Origin of the sequence: Geobacillus sp. WSUCF-018B, from assembly GCF_002809985.1 — a bacterium.
GTDB classification, from domain to species: Bacteria; Bacillota; Bacilli; order Bacillales; family Anoxybacillaceae; genus Geobacillus; species Geobacillus thermophilus.
On record NZ_PIJF01000050.1, the window covers coordinates 1 to 23,187 of the forward strand.

The window sequence follows — 23,187 nt, forward strand, 5'->3', positions numbered from 1 at the left end:
TAGCGGCGAAGTGGACACGCCTCAAAGAATAAGGATTGCTTGAAGCAGTCAAACTTCTTTGGAAGCCCCCACTTCAAATTTTCGCTAGAAAATTAAGTGAGGGTAGTTCACTTATTTGAGAACGAGCATAGAAGAAGAGGTAGGCTTTTGAAACGACCCTTTGCAAAACCGTTACAAGGAATTCATGCCCATTTCACATCATGCTTGTGCAATGAAAAAGCAATACCGCCTAACCAAAAGAAAAAACCCCAAACGGTCATGGATGCCTCCCGTTTGGGGTTCGCTCAAGAGTAGAGCACGATCATCGCGATGAAAAAGTACGCCGCGTTGGCGATTTCCAGCATGCCAAGTTTCATGATCGGCAGCGACTTGCCATATAAATAGACGGCGCGGATGACGCTCGGTGCATAGGCCAAGACGGCGAACGGCTCGCCGATGGCGATGAGGCCGACGATCAACAGGGCGTGGTAGCCCCATGACAGCCATTTGTACCGCTCATTTTTCTTTTCGCGAATCATCGTTTTTACGTAAAACGTGCTGCCGATGAAAAAGAGGAAGGAAAACAGGGCGAGTTCAAACGCTTCGATCGTCAACTCCCCGCGTCCGGCGTAAAAGGCGGCGAGGCCGCCGATGCAAAACGCCGCGATGGCCGCAACATCATTCCAGAAAGCGCGCTCGTTCTTTTTCTTGCTGTAGTAGATGTTTACTAGGAAAAACGGAATCATCGCCAAGCCAAAGAGAACAAGAGCCGGCCGCTGCCAAAGGGAAACGGCTAAGACCGGTGCGGCGATGGCGCCATAGCGGGCGGCGGCGGGCACGTACGGGTCGTTCCGCTTCGTTTTCACCGCCATCAAGAGCGGATACGTCGCCAAATAGAGCGCAAGCCAGGCGACAAAGAGCGGCGCGTGAATCCACGAAAGCCCACCGGCGTACGCCCCGAGCCAAAACGGGATGATGAGCATCGCCCAGGCGCCGTGTTGTTTTGGCATCACCCATTTGCTTTTGTTCGCCATCCGTCTCATCCTCCGCTTACCGGTGGAATAAAGGCGACCGTGTCGCCGGCATGAAGCGGCGCTTCGTCGCGGACATACTCCTCGTTGACCGCCGTCATGACGCGCCCGAGCGAGATGCCGTAGCGCTCTTCCACTTCGTCTTTCAGTTGTTTCACCGTTTCCGGAACGTGCGGCCACATCACTTCCCGCTCACCGATTTGTTCGCCTAAATGCGCGAAAAATAAAAGGCGGATCATTCCTCTTTCACCTCCGGTTTTCCGGACGGATACGCCGTTGTTTCAAGCTGGTCGCCCACCCAGGCGCTTCCGTCCTCCCATTGCTCTTTTTTCCAAATCGGCACGATTTGCTTGATCCGCTCAATGGCATAGCGGTTCGCCTCATACGCTTCGGCGCGGTGCGGCGAGGAAACCGCGATGACGACGGCGATGTCGCTGATCTTAAGCCGCCCGATCCGGTGGGTGATGGCGGTTTTCGCCCCTGGCCATTTTTCGGCGATTTCCGCCCCGATTTGCGCGAGCATTTTCTCGGCCATCGACACGTACGCCTCATATTGCAAAAAGAGCGTCCTCTTGCCGTTCGTCCATTCGCGCACCGTGCCGGCAAAGACAGCGACCGCCCCCGCTTCCGGGCGCATCACTTTTTTCATCACATCCTCGACCGAAATCGGCCGGTCGGTAATGGCAAACAACGGTTCTGTCATGTTCGTGTTCTCACCTCGTTCATGAGCCATGGAATATATTCGTCATCATCGGCCAGCGAAAACACCGGGTGCGCTAGCGGCCCTTCGAGCGGCTCCCAGGCGATGACGGCGCGGATGTTGGCGAGGTGCTGAAGCGACGCCCAATCTTCCCAAGTGCGGACGAGCACGACTTTCGGGTGCCGCTCTTGTTTGTAGCCTTCGACCAACACGAGATCGAGCCGAAGCGGCGCATAAAGCGCCAACACATCATCCAACCGCCACAACGGGCGGCGGAGATGAAGCTGCAAAAGCCCGTCTCCTTCCACCGCCGTCGCCGCCGCCCCAGCCCGCTCGTGGCGGACGGAATCGACGCCTTCCGGCCGCGCGGGCTCGCCGCCATGGCCGTGATGCTTCACCGTTCCGACGCGCCATCCTTCCCGGACCGCGGCCGCCACCCATTTTTCCATCAGCGTCGTTTTGCCGCTATGTTTATAGCCGACGACTTGCCAGACGTTCATTCGCTTGACCCCTCATCGTCATCCAAAAGCCATACGTCCACCTCATCGCCAACCGCAAACCCTCTCGTTCCGCCCGGCAGCACCATCAAGGCGTTCGCGAACGCTAGCGAGGTGACGATGTTCGACTTGTCCATGCCGACCGGCTTCACGACAAGCCGACCGTCAACCGCCTCGACCCGGCTGCGCACGAAGCGGGTGAACGGGTTCGGTTTTGGAAAATCGGCGCCAAGGGTGGCTTTCGCTTTTTTCAAATACGGCTTGGCCGAAAACAGCCGCGTGCGCACGACCGGGCGGACGAACAGCTCATACCCGACGTAGCACGCCGACGGGTTGCCCGACAAACCGAACAGCAGCTTGCCATTCCACTCCGCGACGGTCGTCACGCTTCCCGGGCGCATGGCGATTTTGTTAAACAACACGTTCGCTCCGAGCCGCTTGTAAATGGCGGGCAAATAATCGAAATCCCCGACCGAGACGCCGCCGGTCGTAATGAGCATGTCCACTTGATCGAGCGCCTGGCGCACAGCGTGAAAGCACGCATCGAGGTCGTCGGCGAGCTGGCCGAAATAAATCGGCTCGGCGCCGCTTTTGAACACCTGCGCCTCGATCATGTAGGCGTTGCTGTTGCGGATTTTTCCCGGCACAAGCGGTTCAGAGACGTCGAGCAGTTCGCTGCCGGTCGCAAAAATGCCAATCCGCGGCTTTTTCGCCACCTTCACTTCGGCGTAGCCGAACGTCGCCAAGAGCGCCGCCACCCCGGGATTGATGCGCGTTCCTTTTTCGACAAGCGGCTGCCCTTTTTTCGCATCTTCCCCTTGAAACGAAATGTTGTCGCCAGGGCGGAACGGGCGTTTAATGGCCATATACGTTTTTCCATCCCGCTCGTACTGTTTGGCGAGCTCCAACATGACGACCGCATCGCACCCTTGGGGAATTTGCGCTCCGGTCATCAAGCGCACCGCTTGAAACGGACCGACGGGCTGTTTCGCCACTTGTCCGGCGCCAATCGTTTCGATCACTTCAAACTCGACCGGATGGTCAAGTCCCGCTCCTTCCGAATCCGCGGCGCGAATGGCAAATCCGTCATACGGCGAGCGGTCAAACGGCGGCACGTCATGGTCGGCGCGCAAATCTTCCGCCAAATAGCGGCCATACGACTGGCGAAGCGGCACTGTTTCCTCTTCCCCCACTCCGGCATAACGCATCACCCGATCAATCGCTTCCGATACAGGAATCGGGGTTCGTCTTTCGACCATCTCTCTCTCTCCTTTCGATCATACGGCTGGCGGCAACGATAATCTTTCTTTTACCGTTGTTGCCATTGTTGCAGTTGTTTTATGCCTCCCGCCAACTTTTCATCAACGACGCTCGCATCGGCAATATGCCGCAAAATCATCTCCCGCGTTTCGCCAAACAAAGCGGCGGACTGTTCGAGCTCTTTCCTCACTTTATCCGCATAGCGGTATTGTTCCTGAATATAGTTTAGCACGTCTTGGGCTCGATTTTCGACTTGATCGATCAGCTCCATCATCGCCGACCATTTGCGAGCTGTATGGATGCTCATTTGGACAACCGTTTCGATCAAAGATGAAATGGCTTCCGTTTGCTCTAGCGACCGCTCGATTTCGTGCTGCACAGCGTCAGTTAGCTGGTGAATCGTTTCCGTGCTGTCCGCCGTATGCTCAGCCAATTTCCTCACTTCAGCGGCGACGACGGAAAACCCTTTGCCATGCTCCCCGGCGCGAGCGGCTTCGATCGAGGCGTTTAACGCGATCAAATTCGTCTGGCCAGCGATTTCTTTGATCACTTTCACAATTTGTTCAATTTCTTGCGAGCGGCCGCGCAACCGATGCATCGCGGCCGATGTCGTTTCCATCTCACTGCCGAGCCGCCCCATCGCCTGCTCCATTTCTTCCGACATGCGGATACCTTCTTTTGCGGCTGCGACCATCTGACCCGCCGTCTCCACCAACGCGTTCCCTTGTTCGCATAAACGGTCGGAAATCGCATATGATGACTTGCTGAGCGTACTGACATTATCAACCTTTTCTTTCGTTCGGTCAACCAGCTGGCCTAATACATGGTGTTGCCCGTTGACCACCTCATGCTGGTGAACGATTTCCTGCAGCTCCCCGAGCAATCCTGCCACCGTCTCATGAATGGCTTCCTTTTGTCTCGTGAGCTCGTCTTTCATCTCAGCGAGTTGCCGCTCCAGTTCTGTTTTTTCCTCCTCCCACTGCCTTCCCTTCACCAACGCCCACATATCCGTCTCCCCTTTTCCTTCTCTTGATTGGCTTCTGTTGTCAACACGTTGTATGTTATCTGCTGAACATGTCCGTTCTCATCCACGAAAGCAGACACCGCCTCTGCAAAGAGTCAGCAGAAGTCTGCTTTTTTTTCATTGTACGATAAAGAAGAAACGTGCTGTTGTGACGTTTATCACATGGATCGATGTCCACTTTTTTTTACGTATGTGAGATCCGTCACAACACCTTCGCGGAAAACACGGTATGCTGAAGCTGTAACGATTGGATCAATGGAGGGATGATGAATGGAACAGCGGTTTACTGAACAATCATTGATTGGCGATATTGTTACTCAATTTCCGAAAGCGGCTGATTTGTTTAAAGCGCGGCGCATCGATTTTTGCTGCGGCGGACAGCGTCCGTTAAAAGAAGCGATCGAAGAGCTCGGACTTGATGGCGAAGCGCTTCTTCGCGAGCTGAACACCCTTTACGCGGAAGCGCAAAACAAGCCGACCGGAAATTGGAGTGAAGCGCCGCTAGCCGACTTGGTCGATCATATCATCAACACGCACCACCGCTATTTGAACGAGGAACTGCCGCAGCTCAGCCCGTATGTCACGAAAGTATTGCGCGTACACGGCATATGCACCACCCGCACCTTTCCCGCGTGCATAAACTGTTTCATGAGTTAAAAACGGAGCTCGAGCAGCATCTCATTAAAGAGGAAACGGGAGCGTTCCCGCTCATTTTGCAATTTGCCGACAACCCATCGCCGGAAAACCGGGAGGCGGTCGAGCAGGCCGTTCGCGAACTCGTCCATGAGCATGACGCAGCCGGCGATTTGATGAAAGAAATTCGTGAAATCACAAACGACTTCACCCCGCCAGAAGACGCGTGCGGCACGTATCGCCTCGTCTACAACCGGCTGGCCGCGCTTGAAGACGATTTGTTTACCCACATCCATTTGGAAAACAACATCCTCTTCCCGCGCGTGTTGGCGGCGGTGAAGGCATAAGCAAGCAAACCCTTCCCCCATTTCTAAGGCAAAGGCAGGCGCATTGAACGATAACGATAAAGAACAGGGCCGCTCTTCGCTGGAAAGAGCGGCCCTGCTTCTTTGTTACCCACCGATATACGACATTTCAATTTTCGTCCGTTGTTTCGCCGTTTCTTCCGTCCGTTCTTCTGAATAGCGATCTGTCCGCTGGTTCCAAACCGCGGTGATCAACGACTTCAGTTCCTCTTTCGTCGCCCCAGCTCTCAGATTGTCTTTCAACGATACGCCCTTCGAGGCAAACAAACACGTATACAGCTTCCCGTCCGCAGAAATGCGCGCCCGCGTGCAGCTACGGCAAAACGTTTCTGTCACCGAGGCGATAAAGCCGACTTCCACCTCCGTGCCGACGTAGCGATAGCGGCTCGCCACTTCGCCGAAGTACGCTTTTTCAACCGGTTCGAGCGGATGCATGGCGTTGATTTGTTCATACATCTCTTTTTTCGTCACAACATGGGAGTAATCCCAGCCGTTCGTTGTACCGACGTCCATAAATTCAATGAGGCGGAGCGGAATGCCTTGTTCTTTGAAATAGGCCGCCATCGGCACGATTTGCGAGTCGTTCCACCCTTTTTTGACGACCATGTTCACCTTGACGCCGAGCCCTGCCGCCCGGGCGGCTTCGATGCCTTTTAACACCGGGGCGACGCCGACGCCGATGCCGTTCATTTTGCGGAAAATGTCATCATCCAACGCATCCAAGCTGACGTTGACGCGCTTTAGCCCGGCTGCTTTCAGCCGCTGCGCCCATTTCACTAAATGGACGCCGTTGGTCGTCAAGCCGATATCGCGCAGGCTGGGAATCGCAGACAACCGCGCAATGAGCGCGTCTAGATCGCGCCTTAAGAGCGGTTCGCCGCCCGTCAAGCGGATTTTTTCGACGCCAAGCTCGACAAAGCATTCCGAAAGAAGCGCCATTTCCTCGACCGTCAACAGCTCGCCTTCCGCCAAAAAGCGAAAATTCGGCCCGAACACTTCGGCCGGCATGCAATAGACGCAGCGAAAATTGCATTGGTCGATCACTGATAACCGCAAGTCGCGAAGCGGGCGGGACAGGCGGTCCATGACGTTCGTTCGGTTGCGCTCGCTCATCGCGCTCCCTCCTTTCTGTTTCGTTCGCCTCATGATGTTGCCAGGCGGCTTTGTTTATTCTCGTAAACGACCGAGTTTCGTCGCAAAGACCAATAAACTGAATGACAATCCGATCGTGACCGCCACCCATGCCCACGCTAACTCCATTCGCCCCGATTCCATGGCCATATAGACGGCGGTCGGGATCGTTTGCGTTTTTCCTGGAATATTGCCGGCAAACATGAGTGTTGCGCCAAACTCCCCGAGGCTGCGGGCAAACGACAGCACCGCTCCAGATAATAGTGCGTGTCTGGCAAGCGGCAGCGAAATATGCCAAAAAACTTGGCGCTCATTCGCCCCATCGATGCGCGCCGCCCCTTCAATGGTTGGATCGACCGCTTCGAGCCCGGTTTTGGCCGCCTGATACATGAGCGGGAATGACACGACCACGGCGGCCATCACCGCGGCACCGGGCGTAAACAGTACGGTCGTATGAAACGACGCCTCGATCCACTGGCCGATGGGGCTATGTCGGCCAAACAAGACGACGAGCAAAAAACCGACGACCGACGGCGGCAACACGAGCGGCAACATAAACACCGTCTCCACCACTGTCTTGCCGCGAAACCGGCGGCGCGCCATCCGCCTCGCCGCCGCTGTCCCTAAGACCGCGACAATCAAGCCGGCGAGGAGCGATACTTTGATCGATAACCAAACCGGTGACCAAAACGATGTCATAGGTCAGCCTCTCTTTGTTCCATCTCCATCCTACTATACGAAAACGAGCAGGCAAACGCTGTGACACTGCTCACATTGATTGTATCATATGGGAGGGGAAATCCGGGTTAGAAAAATTTGTGACAACCTGCACAAAAAAAAGTGACAAACGGTGATTTTTTTCACTCTGTCCTTACTGTGGTGTTTTTTACAATAGAAGCAGCCGAACAAATGGAGGTGTCAATCATGGAACGGCAAAGCCAACCAGTGGAGAAACGCGATTTTTCCCTCTTGCGCTCGTGGCTGCAATCGTCGAAAAAAGTGATTCCGCTTCGCAAACATTCGTTTTTGTTTCAAGAAGGGATGCCGGCCAATGAGCTGTATTTGATTCTTTCCGGTAAAGTGCAAGTAAGCAAAATTGGCCCGGACGGAAAAGAAATGTGTTTCCGCATTTGTGGAAGCGGGGAAATTGTCGGCGAGCTGACGCTGTTTACGAACGACCCGCGCTATTTATTGACCGCCAAAGTGATTGAACCGGGCGAGGCAGCGGTGATGAATAAAAACGAACTCGAAGAGCAGTTGCTGATCAATCCCACCCTTACCCTTGAATATATGCGCTGGATGAGCAAGCATGCCCGGCGGACGCAGACGAAGTTTCGCGACTTGATGATGAACGGCAAAAAAGGGGCGCTCTATTCGACGCTCATTCGCCTATGCAACAGCTATGGCGTCCCGCTTGAAGATGGGAGTATTTTCATTGATGTGACGTTAAAAAACCAAGACTTAGCCAACTTTTGCGGCACGACACGCGAGAGCGTCAATCGGATGCTCAATGCGTTAAAGCAAGATGGAATTATTTCCATGAAGCGGGGGAGAATCACCGTCCACGACTTGAACTATTTAAAAACGGAAATCCAATGCGAGGACTGCCCACCAGATATTTGCTGCATTGAATGAAATTTAGCGGGCTGTCATAAAGGAGTTGCCAAGCAACTCTTTTATGGACAGCCCCCGCTCTTTCACTAAATTTTTTTCGCCCGCATCCGGCGATAGACGACGTAATGCCGGTTTAAATATGTCAGCGGGACGCTCCATACATGAACGAGGCGGGTGAACGGCCAAATGCCAAATAACAGCAAGGCAGAGAGAATATGAATTTGAAATCCAATCGGCGCATCGCTGACGAGCTGCGGCAGCGGCGTGGGCATATCCGATGAAAAAAGCCGCCCTTCCGAAGCCGAAGAACATCCCGAGAAAATCGCTTGAAGCGGCCATTACCGCCATTGAAAACGCCAAAAAGCCAGTCTTGTTTATCGGCGGCGGAGTTATTCATTCCGGCGCCTCAGAGTGGATGCGCGAAGTGGCCACGCAAAGCCAAATTCCCGTCGTCAGCTCGCTGATGGGAATCGGCGCTTTTGATCAAACGAACCCACTCTACTTAGGAATGGTAGGAATGCACGGAACGTATGCGGCCAACAAGGCGGTTCACCAATGTGACCTATTGATTTGTGTCGGCGTGCGCTTGAGCGACCGGGTAACAGGGCAGTCTTGCTTGATTTCAATATTGCTGAGGAAGAAAACGTCTATCCGATCGTTCCCCCCGGACAAAGCAACGATCAAGCCATTTTGACCCGTTGACTTACCTTTAATGCAAAAAGCGCCCGCCAACAAACAACTGCGGACGCTTTTTTGATGGAAAGTGATGTGCATCACTTCATTTTTTCTCAATCTCTCTATAATGCCTAGTGGACAATAAAAAGAGGCCAAAAGCGGATACTTTTGACCTCTTTCGATGGTTACGATGCGTACCGCTTCGCCGATTCGCCGGCTTTTTTGCCGAAGACGATTCGATTCAATAAGAAGCAGATCAAGGTAAACAGGCTGAGAAGCATAAACCCGAGCACGTAAGAACCAGTCACATCTTTGATGATGCCCATTAAAATCGGCGGGAAAAAGCCGCCCAGTCCGCCCCAGGCGCCGACAAGGCCGGTGACGGCGCCCGTTTCGGCTGGGAACAGCTGCGGCACGAGTTTGAACACCGCACCGTTGCCCAGCCCAGACATCACGGCCACAAACAAACAAGCCGCTGTCATCACCCAAATGTTTTCCATTCCAAATACGATCGTCAAGGCGCCGATTGTCATTCCAGCGTAGACGAACGTCAACACCCGTTCAGCTCCGATTTTATCGCCAAGATAGCCGCCGACTGGCCGCGCAAGCGTAGCGAGTACAGTAAACCCAGCCGCGCGCATCCCAGCATCCACTGGCGTCAACCCATACAAGTCAACAAGGAGCGACGGCAAGTAAATGCCAAAGGCGACAAATGCTCCGAATGTGACGAAGTAAAACAGCGACAACGTCCACGTATGTTTGTATTTCAACACCGACAGCGATTCGCGCATTGTTTTTTGTTGTTTTGGCTTCGGCATATCCGGTGTGAAAAACCAAACGAGAATAAGCATGACGACAACGGGGATGATCATTCCCCAAAACGCCCACGAAACGCCGAAAGCGGCAGCGATCGATGGAACCGAAAAACTGGCGACCGCCGTGCCGAAGTTGCCCATCGCGTTAATCCCAAGCGCCGTCCCTTGCTTTTCCGGCGGAGTCAAGCGCGACACGAACGTTACCGAGATCGCGAACGACGTCCCGGCCATACCGATGAAAAACGCCCAAAACAGAAGCATCGCATACGAATCCGCAAACCCTGCGCCGATGAGCGGAACGATTAAAAACAGGAGCAGCAGCGAAAACAGCCTGCGCCCGCCGATCCGGTCCGTCCAAATGCCAAGCGGCAAACGCATGATCGAGCCGAGCAGCACCGGAATGGCGACCAAAATGCTTTTTTGCGTCGATGTCAGCCCGTACATTTGTTGAAACGTACTCGCAAGCGGCGAAAACACGGCCCACACGGCGAATGAAAACATCATGGCGAACGTCGTAATCGGCAGCAGCGCCTTTTGTTTATTCATGAAAAGCCCCTCCCAAACTTTCAAAATTTGTGACGTTGTTTGTACTTCCATCATACGCAGGAGAAGGAAACGGATTTGTGAGGTTGATCACATTCTTTCCTGTTGTCACCATTTTGCCACAAGCGTTGTCACGGTTTTGTCACATCCAAAAAAAGAAAAAGCCCGTCCCCAAAAGGAACGGACACGATTTGGCAGAACGTTTTTCACATACGAACGATAATAAACGCTGTTGGGCGCACACATCTCTTCCGCCCCGTCTACGGCAAACAACTTGTTTTCTCACCCACTCGCCCGTATCTCCTGCCTCATAAACAACCAATACGCGACCGCAAAGCAGATGAGGGTGGCGGCAATGAGCGCGGTCACCTGCGGCCAAATGAGCAGCAAACTTTGCGAGAATGGCAAGGGGGCCGCAACAGCACCGGCCGTTTGCTCCACCGTGACGATCCCTAGCGTTCGGACGTCCGGCGAAAGCAAGGCGGTTGTTGATTCATTGAACAAGTAGCTCGGCGACAATCTCATGAGACCAAGCACCAACTCTTGACGGCCGACCGCCTGCTCGACGGACGTAATGGCGTCAGACTGCAAAAACGATTTCGCAAACACTTCCACGATCATCGAGTAGAAAAGATTGAAAAACAGCCAAACGGCCATCGACGACAACGCGGATGTCGCCGCCTGGCGGAAGACGACGGAAAACAAAATGCCGAGATTCAGCCAAAAGGCGATATACACAAGACATAACAACAAAAAGCAGACCATGCGGGCAAACTCTTCGAAAGTAGGCGGAATCCCCAAGATCAAAATGCCTAATGCCGTCACAAGCAAGCCGAGGGAAAGAAACAACACCGCATTCAACAACAACGCGGCGACAAACTTGCCGTTGATCACATAGTCGCGCGGAATCGGCTGCGCCATGAGCCGGCTTAACGTCCCCCGATTCCGCTCCGAATTGATGGCGTCAAATCCGAGCGCGATGCCGAGCAGCGGCCCGAGAAAGCTGACAAACGTCAGAAACGAAGGCAACGTTCCGTCCGAGACGGTGAATAATTTTAGAAACAAGTAGGCGCCTTTCGCGATTTCCTTGGCCTCTTCCGAGGAATCCAACGCGTCCCGGATTGTCGTCATCGCCGTATACAGCGAGCCGAAGCAAGTAAGCAAGATGAGGGCGATTAAAATGATCATGCGCCAACTCGTCAAATAATCGGCCAGTTCTTTTTTGACAATGGCCGAAAAGGCGCTGTTTGCCCCTCTTGCTCGTTTCTTCTCATCAAGCGCACCTACCTTCAGCCGTTCGCTCCATCTTTTCACATATGAAAAAACATCGTTTGCCCATCGCTCTTCCTTACTGGCCTTCACGTACATCCCTCCCTTCAAAATAGCGGTGATAAATCTCATCAAGTCCAAAATCCCGCCGGCTGAGATGGAACAGCGAAGATCCTGATTCGATGATCGTCTGGCTGATGGCGGCGCTCACATCCGTTTGGCAATACACATCCCATCCATCTTCCGTTTGCTCCACTTTATTGACGCCCGGAATCGCCTCGATTTTGGACCGTAAGGAAGCGTCAAGCGGCGAAGCAACCACATGGATGACATAGGCATCCTGCAAAAACAGCTGTTGCGCCAGGCGTTCGATATTCCCTTCGGCCAACAATCGGCCGCCCACGAACAAGCCGACTCGGTCGCAAATTTTCTGCACATGGTGCAATTGGTGCGAGGACAGCAGGACCGTGATGCCTTCATGGCGGCTCAAATCGCGGATCAGCCGAAGCAGCTCGCGCACTCCCTCAGGGTCGATGCCCAACGTCGGCTCATCCAAAATGATCACTTCCGGGCGCTTCATCAACACATCGGCCAAGCCGAGCCGCTGCCTCATTCCCCGCGAGTATTTCCCCGCTTTTTTATGGGCCGCATCGGTCAAATTCACCTTCTCGAGCAGCTCCCACGCTCGCTTTTCCGCCTCGGCGCGAGGAATGCCGTTTAACGCCGCCGTATACAGCAAGTTCTCCAACCCTGTCATGTGATGGTAAAAGCCGACATCATCCGGCAAGTACCCGACTTTCCGTTTAACGTCAATGGGATTTCGCACTGGATCGATCCCGCATACCCTAACCATGCCGGACGTCGGCTCGGTGAGCCCGAGCATCATCAAAATCGTCGTCGTCTTTCCGGCCCCGTTCGGGCCAAGAAGCCCAAAAATTTCCCCTTTTTGAACGGAAAGCGACAAATGGTCAACCGCCCGATGGTCGCCATACGTTTTGCACAAGTTGTCAAGCTCGATGACAGCGGGTGCTGCCATGCTTACCTCCTCCCGTATGTTTTGATCAAATAGTATAGCCCTCCGGCCACCCCGAGAATGATCAACACCGCCACCACTCCCCAAACGGTCGACGTTTTGACCGAGACGCGGAACGCCGCCTCCGCCGACGTTTCCGCCGTTTGCGCCTGGAAGTTGACAACATAATCCCCAGCGATCGCTTCATCCGACGCTTTCACTTTCGCCTTGACTGTTTTGGAATCGCCCGGGTTCAGCTGGGCGATCGTGCTTTGATCGAATTCCACTTCCCAATCAGGCGGAGCGTCAGCCGTCATATTGATGTTCAAAAGTGGAGCGCTTCCGGTGTTTTTGACAACAAGATCGATCACCCGTTCATGCCCCGCCGTCACATCGGTGCTTAAGTTTCCTGACGGCGTCGTCAGTTTGAGCGCATACGTGCCCGTAATGACCGCTTCTAACGTCAGCTCAGCCGACGTATCGCTCGTTTGCGCTTTGATCGGGATTTTGTACGTGCCCGCTTTCACATTTTCCGGCGGTTTAACCTCTACGGTAATGTCTCTTGATTCATTCGGCTCGAGCTTCACCGACGTAACGGAATTGCCTTCCGATTTGAACGTGACTTGCCAACCTTTTTCCGCCGCCGAACTTAACGCGTAATTTTGCGTCTTGGCAGTTCGATTTTTCAGCGTGACATCATACGTGAAGCTCGAATCCGCGTGCCCCTCGAGGTTCGTTTGTTCCGACGTCAGTTCCGTTTTAAACGATCCTTGTTCCGTCACGCGGACAAGCAGCGGCAATTTCGATGAACCACTGTCCCCTTTCGCGACGAGCCAAAAGCGGTAATCCCCCTTGTCGACATCCAGCGGCACGGTCACTTCCAACGTGACCTCTTCTTCTTTTCCGCCTCGGACGGACAGCTGCTCAATCGTTCTCCCCTCAGCGGTAATCGAAGTCGACCATCCTTTCGGCAGGTGGTCAAACGAGAAGGTGACGTTTTCAATGTTGGAACCGTTGTTGATGACATTGACCGTATAGTCGATTGTTTCCCCCGGCGTCACGGAAAGCCCGGTGTATGGCGTGAAGAGAACAACACCGCTTGCCGCCGATGCCGGGCGGATCGGAAGAAGAAGCGAAAAGAGAGTCAAGATCATGGCGAACATCATGATGATCCTGCTTTGCACGACATTCACTCCCTCCTTCTGTTTTCACTTCGTATACGCCAGAAATGGATCAATGGATTTGTTTTGCAGGAGAAAAATTCAGTTGTAGAATAGATGCAGAGCAACCATTCCAAGCATGCGTCGGGAGGTGGGCAAGATGGAAGACCGACGGAAAGACCTCGAACTGCTCGAGAAGATCGCCGAAGGCTCGCGCGCCGCCTTTGACCGTTTTTACGAAAAATACGCTCCGATGGTCTATCATATCGCTCTTCGGATCGTCGGCGACGAGGTGGAGGCGGAAGATGTCAGCCACGATGTGTTTCTCGAAATCTTGCAAAAACCGCATCAATTCGACCCGAAACGGGGAAGCGTTCAAGCCTTTCTTGCGGTGAAAACGAAAAGCCGGTCGCTCGACCGCCTGCGCAAGAAACGGGACCTTTTAGTGAGCCGCCTTGAGGAAGCAGCTTTAACAGAAAAGGGGGCGGAATTTGATTTTCTCCGCCAACTGGAACAACAAGTCATCATAGACGCTTTAACCCATCTCCCCGAGGAGCAGCGGCAAGCCATCATTCACTTTTACTTTCATGGGGAAACACAGCGGGAAATCGCCGCCGCGATGAACAAACCGTTAGGCTCCGTCAAGTCGCTCATCCGCTACGGCTTGCGCAATTTGCGGAAACAAAAAGAGCTGTTCCACTGGATGGGGGCTGGCAGAGGTGAAGAACAGCATGAAGCATAGCCATATTTCGGAAGCAAAAATCGTGGACTGGCTGTTAGGCATGCTGCCAGAGCAAGAAAAAGAAGACGTGTCCAACCATCTAAAGCAGTGCCTTGAATGCCAACGCTTGCTTGAAGCGTGGAAAAACATCGGGCTTAAGGAGGAAGCTCAATATGAAGCACCTCCCCTTTCTCATAAAGAGCGAATTTGGGCCCAAGCAGAAGCGCAAAAACAAACGAAGCGGATGCGGCGCGGTCTCCGCATGGCAGGCGGGTGGATCGGTGCAGCTTTGGCCGTTTTCCTTTTCACCTTGCGCCTTTCCGCTCCCAGCGACGGACCGACCGCTTCCCATGACCGATCGGATGAGCCATATCGATACCAGATTGTCGAACAACATACCGACATTCCGATCGAGCGAATCATCCATAATCCCAAAACGAAACAAATTCCGATTGAGCCATCGGCGCTCTTTCAACAGATGGACGGCACGATTTGGCTCAATGACGATACGAAGGAAATGTTGATGGAAATTGAAGGGCTGCCGCCGTTTGCGGCCCGCGATTATCAATTGTGGATCATTTACACCAACAACGAGGTCAAAGGGGAACTGTTGACGATCCGCCACGGAGCGGCGCGCATTTTGATCACCGGCGAGGATGTCAAACAGTTCAAGCAAATTAAAGCGAGCCTCGAACCAAAAGGGGGAAGCGCGGCGCCGACCGGGCCCGAGACCTTTATAGTCGAGTTGAACCACGAATGATCTTTCAACAAAAATGGGGAAGGGCGCCTGCTCCTCCCCCGTATGTTTTGAACACACATCCAACATCCGCCGCATGCGCCCGGGCAACCGTCTCACGAACGCCGTAGCGCCGTCATTTTAAGCGGCCGTTTTTCACCGCCCTCTTACCGTTGGCTTCGCTCTTTTGTCCGCAGCGCCTTTGGAATGTAAACACAATACGGCTCGCTTTCCAAATAGTCGCCCGTTACAGCGTAAGCGCGTGAACGAGAGCCGCCGCACACATATCGGAACTCGCAGACGCCGCATTTTCCTTTGTATTTGTCCGGATTGCGCAAGTCTTGGAAAATCGGCGAGTGTCGGTAAATGTCCGCCAGCGGCGTTTCCCGGACGTTCCCTGCCTTCACCGGCAGCAGCCCGCTTGGGTAGACATCGCCGATATGGGAGATAAAAACAAAGCCGTTGCCGTCGTTTACTCCTTTCGGCGCGCGGCCGAGCCCGTCGACTTGTCCGGTCAACCCTTGGTTCAACACGTCTTCGTAACGGATGCCGCCTTTTGTCGCTTTTCCTTCGCGCATTTTCGCCTGCAGCACAACGCGGCGGTAATGCTGGCCGGCTGTCGTTTTAATGTCAAACGGAACGCGCTTGCTCGTTTCATACAACCAGCGGAACACCCGCTCATGCTCGATGGGGGAAATCATGTCCTCCTCCTTCCCCCTGCCTGCCGGCACAAGGAAAAAGACGCTCCAAAGGACGCATTTCAGCTTCTCAACCAATTCCGCCATTTCATCAAGCACATGAACGTTGTATCGCGAAATGACGGTGTTGATTTGCACGGGAATGTCGAGCTCATGCAAGTAGTGAATCGCACGGATCGTCAAATCAAACGAGCCGCTCACGCCGCGGAAATGGTCGTGAATCTCGGCGTTTGGCCCGTCAAGGCTGAACGCCCAGCGCGACAGACCGACCTCTTTTGCTTTGCGGATCGCCTCTTTCGTCACGTTCGGCGTCGCGCTTGGCGTCATTGACACGCGCAGCCCTTTATCGATCGCATATTTCGCTAAATCGTACACATCCGGACGCATGAGCGGATCGCCGCCCGTAAAGACGAGCATCGGCTGATCCATCTCGTAAATCTCATCGATCAGTTTTTTCCCTTCCTCAAACGTCAACTCGCGCGGATCGCGATGGTATTGCGCTTCAGCGCGGCAATGAAGGCACTTGAGTTGACAAGCTCTCGTCAATTCCCAAATCACAATAAACGGATTTTCATTAAAATCGCGCATTGCGGCCCCCTCCTTGGCCTCCATTGTACCGCAACATTCAGGTGCGTTATGTGATATGGATCACATTTAGACCTCAACGCTACCTCTCATCTTATCTTTCGATTAACTCAACTGGAACTCCGAAACTGTGGTTGGCCAAAATGGAGGAAACAGCATCCCGTTCCCTCTTTGTATGATAAACAATGTGAATCAGCGCTTCATCTTTCTGCTCTCCGCACGGTGCCCCCACTCTCACGCTGACGCCCTCCCCGACGTTCTCTAAACGAGCGACAAGATCCCGGTGCTGACTCAATGCACGTTTCACTTCCGATTGGCTCGGCAGTTTTCCACATTCAGGTCGAGAGAATTCTTGTTTGCCTGGAAACGGGATAAGCGACAACCCTATCCCTCCTCCTGCCACCAAAAGCCCTCCGCCCAACACTACGGCAATGCCAATGGCCCGCAATCTTTTTTTCGTCATCTTGATTTGCCCTCCCTCCTTACCCATGACGAATCCCTTTTAGCGCGTGCATGGCATGAGCAGCTTGCATCATTTTCTCATCATGGGTGGCGACGATCACCGTTCTTCCTTGCTTCGCCAATAATTGAAGCAGCTCAATGACGCGATCGCCATTGGCCTCATCAAGAGAAGCCGTCGGCTCATCGGCAAAAATGACTTGTGCATCTTTATAGAGAGCGCGGGCAATGGCCAAACGTCGCTTTTCCCCTCCGCTTAGACGAGCGGCCAATTCTCGTTCTCTTCCATCCAATCCCGTTTCCGATAACACTTTGCGCACCTTCTCCTTGTCGCCAACGACTTTCGAACGAAACAAACTCGAAGTCATTGTGACATTAAACGCAACCGATTCTTCCTCAATGATTCCGTAATCTTGGAGAACGAATGCCGCATGGTGTTTCCAAAACAGACGGCGTTGCTTCGCTCCCCAATTGGTTGTGTCGACACCATCCATCAATACCCGTCCGCTTGTCGGCCGCAAAAGCAAGCCAAGCACATGGAGAAGCGTTGTTTTGCCCGCTCCGCTTGGACCGACAAGCGCCGTCAAAGCTCCAGGGGAGCATACGACACTTTCGTTCTCCATAATCGTTCGCTCATTCATCATCATCGTCACTTGATCGGCCTCAATTCTCATGGAGCCTTCCTCCTTCTTTCTACAACTGGCGCAGGGAGTTTTTCGCAAACACCCAAGCTGCCGCGCCAATATGTATAAACGGCAAAGCAAGCAGCACAAGCGCCCCTGTGAAACCGACCGGCAACCAGCTGTTTGTTCCTTGAAATAGCATGATCGCCATGACCACGATCCCCCCTAACACCCACTCTTTCACGATTCGCCCGCGCAACACCGCCCACCAAGATGCTCCAGCAAGCCGAAGAGGAAAATCGCGTTTTGCTTTTAACACAGCCATAATAAACGCACTAATGGTGGAGGCAATAGCCAAGGCCGCTAAAAGGCCAACAATCGATCCAATTCTAAGCCACACGAAATAGGCATAAAGCTGCGCGCGCAAAATTCCTTCCTCCGCCATATAGTTGACGCGGATCCGGTTCTGAAGGCCGCGCTCAGATACGAGCTTCTGTGTTTCCTCTAATCCGACAAAACTCAACTCCGACGAAGAAGCAACAGAAATCAAAAAGTTGTCGTTGAATAATGCATGGACATGAGGGACAACGAACAATAACACCTCCTTCGGCCGGGCAAACTCAAGCTGCCCGCCAAAGCGGACAAATGGAAATGGGGACGATCCGGTCAAACGATACATTTTGATCTCATGCCATATATTTCTTGCCTGCTGCTGTTTTCTGACATATAGCGGGATCGAGAGTTCTAGAAATTGTTTTGCACCCTTTGGAATTTGCTCCAACGCAAGAGGAACGAGAGATAACCTTTTGTTCTTTCTGCGAACGATATCCAACCATTGTTCATTCACGATGATCATGTAACGGTATGGGGCAATGCTCATGCCATCGATGGACAAATCGTCTTCTTTCCATGCTTTCGATAACACGACGCGATGGTCGATCTCTGCTTGTCGAACGATGTCTCCTACCGACGGCTGCAACGTCTGAAACAACTGCTCGATTTCTGCTCCCCCAGTGCTTCCTGGACGGGACGGGAACACCAACACCGCTTGATCGGCCAACGACTTCCACATAGCTTGTTCCTGTGCCGTTTTTCTGGCATTCATATAAGCTGAAACCGCCGGTGAAACAGTGGAAAGGACGAAAGCAAATACAGCCAGCTTCAACACAGCCGAACTTCTGGCCAAACGCTTGACAGCAGGTTCGCGCATCGCTAACATCTCTGGATTCGGCCATGAGGCAACAGAAAAAATCAACGCGCAAGCCATTGTCAAAGAGATCACCATCGCCTCAGCCAAAAGCAATACTTTACTATAGTAAGGCACGAATCTCCATCCATAGACAAAGCCGACATAAAGAGCGGCCAAGACGTCCAATATAGAAGCAGCCAAAACCATAGCCAGCAAAAAGTGGCTGAAATCCTCGCATTGGATGCGCGACGTCGGAACACCCGCCAACACACGCAACGCGCGCCCTTTCGCCTTGACCGTCAGCCAATACAAGGCTAACGACACCATCAACATCGAAACAGCCAATAGCGCTACACCGAAATCGCTTTGCACAATCAAAAATTGGAGAATGGTCAACAGTGTTTCTTCGCTCCATTTCTGGTTGACTCGATGCGACGTCAGCCAATGTTTCAACTCGTCTATATGATCGGTTTTCCCTGTCACCAAATAATCACCATTGGCAAACGAATGGGCCAACGCGCGGCGATCGCGGATCTTGGCATCCGGCTCATGGCCAAAACGCTGAATCCTCTTTGGAAAATCCCCTTTCTGTCCCACTTGAACAAAGATCTGCCCTGACTGATTCCCCCGTAAATCTGGCGCGATTTTCATCAATCCTAATTCCCATCGATCGCTCATCGCCCCCAACTGTCGAAACACATCTTCCTGACGCAAATCAGACTGGCTAAAATCCAATGTCACTTTCGCTTTCACACCTAGCTGCTCAGGAAAAAATCGGTCATGGATATCCGAAACAACGACCGCCATCAAAGCTAAGAGAAGAAACTACACAGCGGAAACCGCGACCACGATTTTTTTATGCATGAGCCTCATTCCTTCCCTCATCCATCATCCGTCAGGAAAAGAAAACTCTCATCTTGCTCGGAACAGATGAAAGAAACGTTCTCAATCAAACGATCGATTATTTTCAAATTCGATTATCATTCATAGAAGGCCGGCGAAAAACGACTGATTTCGCCGAACCAGTTGTTTTGGATGAACGAAAAGCGTTGATTTTAAAGGATTTCTCAATTTGAGAAGGGAATCCATTTTCTGCGACTTTTCACTAAATCACCAGCCTTATAGACGTCATCGGACTATGGAACATTTAAAAATCTGATAGCTTTCACGCATCTATGAGCGGCCTTTCATCAAAAAACAGCGGATTTCACCATTCTTCGCAAATTGAAAAATGGCTGGGATCAGCAGCATTTTCCACTAAATCACCAGCCCTGTAGAGCCTATTTTTTTACTTTTTCAAGTTTGAAACGGTTGATCCTGTACACTTCATCGCAAAGAACATCAATATCCTCTTGATTATGGCTAGTGAGCAAAATCGTCCTCCCTTCTTCCTTGAATTTCCGAAGCAAGTTTCGGATATTTTCAACGCTGTCAGCATCTAAAGCATTGAATGGTTCATCTAAAATAAGCGTTTGTTGATCTTCCATAATGGCTTGAGCAATAGCCAGCTTTTGTTTCATTCCAAGTGAGTAATGTTTGACCTTTTGCGTCAGCTCTGGATTTAAACCGACCAACCTCATCGTTTTCTTTATTTTGTCATCACTGATTTTGTTTCGAATGAGAGCCAATGCTTTTAGATTATCAAACCCTGTCTTTCCCGCTATATATCCAGGCCGATCAATGATAATTCCAAAATCACTGGGAAATCGTTTATTGACCCCCAACTCTTCCCCGTCCACGATCACTCTGCCGTGATCCGGAAATAGAAATCCGCATATTAGTTTGAATAAGACAGACTTTCCTGAACCGTTAGGACCAATAATTCCATAAATTTTCCCCTTTTCCACTGCAAAATTCACGTTTTCAAAAATCGTTGCTCCTTTAAATGATTTACTGACTTGATCTAACAGGATATGCGGCAACTTACTCACTCCTTTTTAGAAATCGAGATCTTGTTTAGAAAAGACATACAGCAAAAAAACAATGGAGAAAACATTCCATAAGAATAGAACGATCGTGATGCGGTAAATCGAATCATTTGTCAATAAATACGCCATGCTATTCAATCCAGACGGAATAATCCCCCAGTTATTAAGGCCCGGGAACATAAAAAATGAAAGTATAGCGAGCCCTACGAAGCTATAAAACGTTTCTTTGCTCAGCCAAGAGATCAGAAACACAAATAGGACATAAAACGAAACTTGAAGGTAGCCGTTGACAAAAAAATGATAAAACATATCAAGCAATGTAACTGAACGGTCAATAGAAACATGGAAATCAAAAGAAAAACGTTTCAACGACAAAATGAACAAAGCGAGCAATGCTAAAGCAAATAAGTATAATCCAATGTATAGCATGGTCTTATGATACCACGCCCAAAACCATCGGCTGATCGACTGATAACGCACTAACTTGTAATACCCCATTTCCGACAATTCCGTCTGCAAATGCAATTGGACCAAATAGATGACCCCAAAATAAAGAACCCAATAACATAAAAACGACTTGAAATAAAACGCTTGTCTGGAACCGCCTATAAACATGAAAAGAAACTGGTCCCAAACAGTTTGTCCCACGTTTTCTCGCATTCCAGACCATAATGCTAGGACAACCAAGACAATAAAAGCGGTATATTTCCCATTGTACCTTTTCACATTCAAATCCAGTCGATTGACAATCCATATGAGCAGGATCATCCATCCTATAACCATCGCAAAAGATCCCCATATATTGCTGAACTGAGCAGCCCCCGAATGCAAAATCAAGTAATGGCACAAATTAAACAAGGAATGAGGAGAAAGAAGTTTAAATGACACTACGCCATACACCCATATGAACACCGCAACAAACACGACAATGCCCTTGTTTTTCCACTTTACATAAAGGATGGCCAAAACAAGGTGAATACAGCTGACACTGAAAACAAGCAAAGCTAAATGCAACACCAACGCTAAAATGGGACTGTTTATAAATTTTTGTAATATTTGCGTTTCGCTTAGAGAAGCATTCAGCCTACTAAACGGACTCCAGCCAGCAAAAGAAGGGGCGCCGATTGACAAAACGAGGCTCACTGCTCCCCAAACGATTATCGATATGCTGGCACTTTGAATCAATCGAACTAGTGTCGCATACACCCAACTTCGATAAGAACCTAACCGTATCAAAACTGCATAATCAAAATCAGACATCATAATTGAAATAGAACGGTATAGAAAGACCGGCAAGATAAAATATAAGATAAGGTAAATATCACCAAAAAACTTATGCAACAAATCCCATTTATTCAACAATAATTTTGTTTGCGACGAAGCAACATACATATGCTCTTTAGCACTTAATCCATATATGTAAATCACTACTCCGAAGAGAATCCATTTGAATGCCAATAGTTCATCCACAAAATCCTTCCATTTGTTTACTACCCTAGTCATGGTGCTTATGCAACCTTTCCTTTAAATAGAACATCAATACCATCACCACAAAACATAAGAAGAGAAATGGCACGAATACTGTCCACAAAGGTTGTTGCGATATACTGAAAGGAAAAATCGTAAAAGTAGGGGAAAATTGGTCATATCCCAAAACTTGAGTAATAAAGTTTCCCAACAAGTAATAAACAAATGGAATGGAAAGTGCTATAAAAGGCTTCTCTAAAATCATGACGAGCAATAATCCCATTGTCGCATACATCATTCCATTCAGCCCGACCCATAGTGAGTAAAGAACTCCATATGGCAGCGTGCCAAGGACAAGCAACTGCTCAAACGTTGTATAAGGGATAGGATTCCCATTAGTTGGATAGAAGCGAACAATTCCTAAATAAGGTTCAATATACATAGAAAATACAAAAGGGACGAATACGATCAAAAAGGCAATCAAAAAAGATAGAATCGCATTGACGATCAATTTGCTCAAGAAGTAAGTCGTCAAAGGGATGCGGATACGCACATATGGAATAAAATAGTTTTTTTGTTCACTCGGGAAGGAAATCGAATACACAAGAACCATGATAATGGGAAACAACAGCGGCACAAAATTCGAATTCAAGCGGAGAAAAAGATCCAATTGCCTATAGTAAACGTAGCCATCCTTGATTATCATAAATTGGATGACAGGCAGAACCAACACCAATGCAGCCCAAACAATGCACTGACGCCACGTAAAGACTCTCACAAATTCCACTTTCACTTGATGCCCCAACATGTTTTACACCCTTTCCCAAGCTTGTTTTCATGTTGAAAGAGAATGGACCATCCAAACGGTTTGGTCCATTCTCATGATAAAATCAATTGCTTCTCCACTCCCCTTTTACCCTGACATCTACTAATTGACTGTAGATGAGCAAATTCACTTACATAAATTGACAATCAAACAAAAAAGGAGACATGAACCCGATTCCTTGGTTAGAATAGATGTACCACCAACTATCCACAAGGAGGTTCATGTCTCATGAATAAATTAGCACATC

The 23,187-nt window shown here is 50.9% G+C and carries 23 protein-coding genes and 2 pseudogenes; 5 read left to right on the plus strand and 20 right to left on the minus strand.

Annotated elements, in window-relative coordinates; translation table 11 throughout:
* Positions 1-284: 284 nt before the first annotated feature.
* The 6 genes from CV944_RS13425 to CV944_RS13450 are packed head-to-tail and all read right to left on the minus strand — an operon-like array spanning position 285 to position 4,473.
* A complete protein-coding gene (locus tag CV944_RS13425) occupies positions 285-1,013 on the minus strand; it encodes a YwiC-like family protein (protein WP_100664332.1) in 729 nt (242 codons plus the stop codon).
* 5 nt (positions 1,014-1,018) lie between these two features.
* On the minus strand, positions 1,019-1,249 hold the full coding sequence (gene moaD / locus CV944_RS13430) for a molybdopterin converting factor subunit 1 (protein WP_100664333.1): 231 nt from the start codon (positions 1,247-1,249) through the stop codon (positions 1,019-1,021).
* Positions 1,246-1,713 (minus strand): molybdenum cofactor biosynthesis protein MoaE, encoded by a 468-nt coding sequence (locus tag CV944_RS13435; protein ID WP_021321986.1) that lies wholly within the window; start codon positions 1,711-1,713, stop codon positions 1,246-1,248. The genes moaD and CV944_RS13435 overlap by 4 nt, the downstream gene beginning before the upstream one ends.
* A complete protein-coding gene (gene mobB / locus CV944_RS13440; RefSeq protein WP_050368349.1) occupies positions 1,710-2,210 on the minus strand; it encodes a molybdopterin-guanine dinucleotide biosynthesis protein B in 501 nt (166 codons plus the stop codon). Before mobB ends, CV944_RS13435 begins: the two co-directional genes overlap by 4 nt.
* On the minus strand, positions 2,207-3,466 hold the full coding sequence (locus CV944_RS13445) for a molybdopterin molybdotransferase MoeA (protein WP_100664334.1): 1,260 nt from the start codon (positions 3,464-3,466) through the stop codon (positions 2,207-2,209). The genes mobB and CV944_RS13445 overlap by 4 nt, the downstream gene beginning before the upstream one ends.
* Before the next feature lie 50 nt (positions 3,467-3,516).
* Positions 3,517-4,473, minus strand: a complete 957-nt coding sequence (locus CV944_RS13450) for a methyl-accepting chemotaxis protein (protein WP_033027971.1) — start codon at positions 4,471-4,473, stop codon at positions 3,517-3,519.
* 288 nt (positions 4,474-4,761) lie between these two features.
* Between CV944_RS13450 and ric the strand changes: the two are divergent.
* Positions 4,762-5,471 (plus strand): annotated as a pseudogene (ric, locus tag CV944_RS13455) (iron-sulfur cluster repair di-iron protein).
* A 105-nt stretch (positions 5,472-5,576) separates the two neighbouring features.
* Here ric and moaA read toward each other — a convergent pair.
* Together moaA and modB are read right to left on the minus strand one after the other, a co-directional pair.
* Positions 5,577-6,602 carry a GTP 3',8-cyclase MoaA gene (gene moaA / locus CV944_RS13460; RefSeq protein ID WP_033027968.1) on the minus strand — a complete coding sequence of 342 codons (1,026 nt, stop codon included), beginning with the start codon at positions 6,600-6,602 and terminating at the stop codon, positions 5,577-5,579.
* Between the two features lie 54 nt (positions 6,603-6,656).
* Positions 6,657-7,319 (minus strand): molybdate ABC transporter permease subunit, encoded by a 663-nt coding sequence (gene modB, locus CV944_RS13465; RefSeq protein WP_033027967.1) that lies wholly within the window; start codon positions 7,317-7,319, stop codon positions 6,657-6,659.
* A gap of 225 nt (positions 7,320-7,544) precedes the next feature.
* Here modB and CV944_RS13470 point away from each other — a divergent pair, with 225 nt between their 5' ends.
* Positions 7,545-8,255 (plus strand): Crp/Fnr family transcriptional regulator, encoded by a 711-nt coding sequence (locus tag CV944_RS13470; RefSeq protein ID WP_033027965.1) that lies wholly within the window; start codon positions 7,545-7,547, stop codon positions 8,253-8,255.
* Between the two features lie 65 nt (positions 8,256-8,320).
* Here CV944_RS13470 and CV944_RS13475 read toward each other — a convergent pair.
* Positions 8,321-8,497 (minus strand): annotated as a pseudogene (locus CV944_RS13475) (respiratory nitrate reductase subunit gamma); the annotation flags it as partial.
* A gap of 14 nt (positions 8,498-8,511) precedes the next feature.
* On the opposite strand from CV944_RS13475, the gene CV944_RS13480 reads away from it, so the two are divergent.
* Positions 8,512-8,928: a hypothetical protein gene (locus tag CV944_RS13480; protein ID WP_369806438.1), complete on the plus strand. Its 417-nt coding sequence runs from the start codon at positions 8,512-8,514 to the stop codon at positions 8,926-8,928.
* Positions 8,929-9,094: 166 nt separating this feature from the next.
* On the opposite strand, the gene CV944_RS13485 is transcribed toward CV944_RS13480, so the two are convergent.
* The 4 genes from CV944_RS13485 to CV944_RS13500 all read right to left on the minus strand — a co-directional run bounded on the left by CV944_RS13485 (position 9,095) and on the right by CV944_RS13500 (position 13,741).
* Positions 9,095-10,270 (minus strand): MFS transporter, encoded by a 1,176-nt coding sequence (locus CV944_RS13485; RefSeq protein WP_100664335.1) that lies wholly within the window; start codon positions 10,268-10,270, stop codon positions 9,095-9,097.
* Positions 10,271-10,549: 279 nt separating this feature from the next.
* The gene (locus tag CV944_RS13490) at positions 10,550-11,629 is read right to left on the minus strand and encodes an ABC transporter permease (protein WP_100664336.1); all 1,080 of its coding nucleotides are present in this window, start codon (positions 11,627-11,629) and stop codon (positions 10,550-10,552) included.
* Entirely contained in the window at positions 11,616-12,572 is a 957-nt protein-coding gene (locus CV944_RS13495) for an ABC transporter ATP-binding protein (RefSeq protein WP_100664337.1), read from the minus strand. Before CV944_RS13495 ends, CV944_RS13490 begins: the two co-directional genes overlap by 14 nt.
* 2 nt (positions 12,573-12,574) lie before the next feature.
* The gene (locus CV944_RS13500) at positions 12,575-13,741 is read right to left on the minus strand and encodes a COG1470 family protein (RefSeq protein WP_014195097.1); all 1,167 of its coding nucleotides are present in this window, start codon (positions 13,739-13,741) and stop codon (positions 12,575-12,577) included.
* Positions 13,742-13,868: 127 nt separating this feature from the next.
* On the opposite strand from CV944_RS13500, the gene CV944_RS13505 reads away from it, so the two are divergent.
* Together CV944_RS13505 and CV944_RS13510 are read left to right on the plus strand one after the other, a co-directional pair.
* Positions 13,869-14,450, plus strand: coding sequence for a sigma-70 family RNA polymerase sigma factor (locus CV944_RS13505; protein WP_023633802.1), 582 nt, complete (start codon positions 13,869-13,871; stop codon positions 14,448-14,450).
* Positions 14,440-15,189, plus strand: a complete 750-nt coding sequence (locus CV944_RS13510) for an anti-sigma factor (protein ID WP_100664338.1) — start codon at positions 14,440-14,442, stop codon at positions 15,187-15,189. Before CV944_RS13505 ends, CV944_RS13510 begins: the two co-directional genes overlap by 11 nt.
* Positions 15,190-15,332: 143 nt before the next feature.
* Here the strand turns inward: CV944_RS13510 and CV944_RS13515 are convergent, their stop codons facing one another.
* The 7 genes from CV944_RS13515 to CV944_RS13545 all read right to left on the minus strand — a co-directional run bounded on the left by CV944_RS13515 (position 15,333) and on the right by CV944_RS13545 (position 22,922).
* Entirely contained in the window at positions 15,333-16,451 is a 1,119-nt protein-coding gene (locus CV944_RS13515; RefSeq protein WP_100664339.1) for a TIGR04053 family radical SAM/SPASM domain-containing protein, read from the minus strand.
* Positions 16,452-16,542: 91 nt separating this feature from the next.
* Complete coding sequence (locus tag CV944_RS13520) at positions 16,543-16,911, minus strand: hypothetical protein (protein WP_100664340.1); 369 nt, start codon at positions 16,909-16,911, stop codon at positions 16,543-16,545.
* Between the two features lie 19 nt (positions 16,912-16,930).
* Positions 16,931-17,581 carry an ABC transporter ATP-binding protein gene (locus CV944_RS13525; protein WP_020279216.1) on the minus strand — a complete coding sequence of 217 codons (651 nt, stop codon included), beginning with the start codon at positions 17,579-17,581 and terminating at the stop codon, positions 16,931-16,933.
* Positions 17,582-17,600: 19 nt separating this feature from the next.
* Positions 17,601-19,472 (minus strand): hypothetical protein, encoded by a 1,872-nt coding sequence (locus CV944_RS13530; protein WP_233205012.1) that lies wholly within the window; start codon positions 19,470-19,472, stop codon positions 17,601-17,603.
* Positions 19,473-19,999: 527 nt separating this feature from the next.
* Positions 20,000-20,641: an ABC transporter ATP-binding protein gene (locus tag CV944_RS13535; protein WP_033012622.1), complete on the minus strand. Its 642-nt coding sequence runs from the start codon at positions 20,639-20,641 to the stop codon at positions 20,000-20,002.
* A 15-nt stretch (positions 20,642-20,656) separates the two neighbouring features.
* Positions 20,657-22,150 carry a hypothetical protein gene (locus tag CV944_RS13540; protein WP_020279212.1) on the minus strand — a complete coding sequence of 498 codons (1,494 nt, stop codon included), beginning with the start codon at positions 22,148-22,150 and terminating at the stop codon, positions 20,657-20,659.
* A complete protein-coding gene (locus CV944_RS13545; protein WP_033012619.1) occupies positions 22,143-22,922 on the minus strand; it encodes an ABC transporter permease in 780 nt (259 codons plus the stop codon). Before CV944_RS13545 ends, CV944_RS13540 begins: the two co-directional genes overlap by 8 nt.
* Between the last annotated feature and the right edge of the window lie 265 nt (positions 22,923-23,187).